Below are 1,277 nucleotides of genomic sequence, written 5' to 3'. Positions count from 1 at the left end.
GGCTCGACAGCTGCTACGGTCGCCAATAGTTTTGTCAGCCCCGCCCAAAATCCTCTTTACCCAAGCTTTACCGTACCCTGACTGCCGCTGACCTTGATCTCCGTAATCTACTCACATCCGGACTCACCGGAATAGAGACAGGAGAATCACCATGCGCAAGACCCTTATCGCTTTGATGTTCGCTGCTGCCCTGCCAACCGTTGCCATGGCCGCTGCGCCAGAAGGCCCAGGCCCGATGGGCGGTCCTGAAGGCCACATGATGGGTGGCCCAGGTCACGGCGGTGAACACGGCATGCGGGGCAAAGGTGGCCCTTTCAGCCAGCTGGACCTGAGCCCTGAACAGCGCCAGCAGATCGGCAAGTTGATGGGCCAGCAATGGCACGCTCGCAAAGAGTTGGTGCGCAAGTACCTGGACAAACTGCCAGCCGCAGATCAGAAAGCCATGAAAGACGAAATGGCGGCCGCCAAGCAGAAAACCCAGACCGACATCCGTGCCGTGCTGAAACCCGATCAACAGAAGAAATTCGACGAGATCGTGAAGAAACAAGCCGAGCGCCGCGCCGAGTGGAAGGAATTCCAGGCCTGGAAAGCCCAGCAGCCGCAAAAAGCGCAATAATGATCTAGCTTCACTCCCAGCCCAGTGGCCACCGCCGCTGGGCTTTTCCTGTTTGAGGATTTCTTGTGCGTTCATTGTTCTGGCGCGTCCTTGCCAGCTTCTGGCTGGCCATCGCCCTGGTTGCCGGGTTGTCGATCCTGCTTGGGCATATGCTCAACCAGGACGCCTGGATTCTCAGCCGCCACCCTGGGCTCAATAACCTCGCGCAGGAATGGACGCAGCTTTACGAGGCCCAGGGCGAGGACGCCGCCCAGGAGCTGCTGCAGCAGCGCAAGCGTCAGTACCACATTGACGTGCAAGTGCTTAACGAAAGCGGCGAGCCTGTGGTGCGCGGCACCTTCCCGCGCCGCGCCGCCGCCCTCGAAGCCCGGCAAAACGACAGCCAGGACCGCCACCTGCCCTGGCGCCGGCTGACCGCCGAGTACACCAGCGAAAAAACCGGCGACACCTACCTGCTGATCTACCGCATTCCCCACCCGGAACTGGACGCCTGGCACCGCAGCAGCCTACTCTGGCCGTTAAGTGCCCTGGCGATTGCGCTGGTGGTGCTGACCCTGTTCAGCCTGTTGGTGACGTTGTCCATCACCCGCCCCCTCAGCCGCCTGCGCGGCGCAGTGCACGACCTGGGCCAGACCACCTATCAGCAGAACAGCCTGGCGCG

1 protein-coding gene and 1 pseudogene are annotated in these 1,277 nt (G+C 61.6%); both read left to right on the top strand.

What is annotated here, in order from left to right:
* Window positions 1-151 precede the first annotated feature (151 nt).
* Complete coding sequence (locus tag HX846_RS12515; RefSeq protein ID WP_087692654.1) at window positions 152-616, top strand: Spy/CpxP family protein refolding chaperone; 465 nt, start codon at window positions 152-154, stop codon at window positions 614-616.
* A 65-nt stretch (window positions 617-681) separates the two neighbouring features.
* A pseudogene (locus HX846_RS12510) lies at window positions 682-1,277 on the top strand (two-component sensor histidine kinase); the annotation flags it as partial.

It is taken from the genome of Pseudomonas sp. K5002 (assembly GCF_013386655.1).
Taxonomy (GTDB): domain Bacteria; phylum Pseudomonadota; class Gammaproteobacteria; order Pseudomonadales; family Pseudomonadaceae; genus Aquipseudomonas.
This window is presented reverse-complemented; position numbering and strand designations above follow the sequence as displayed.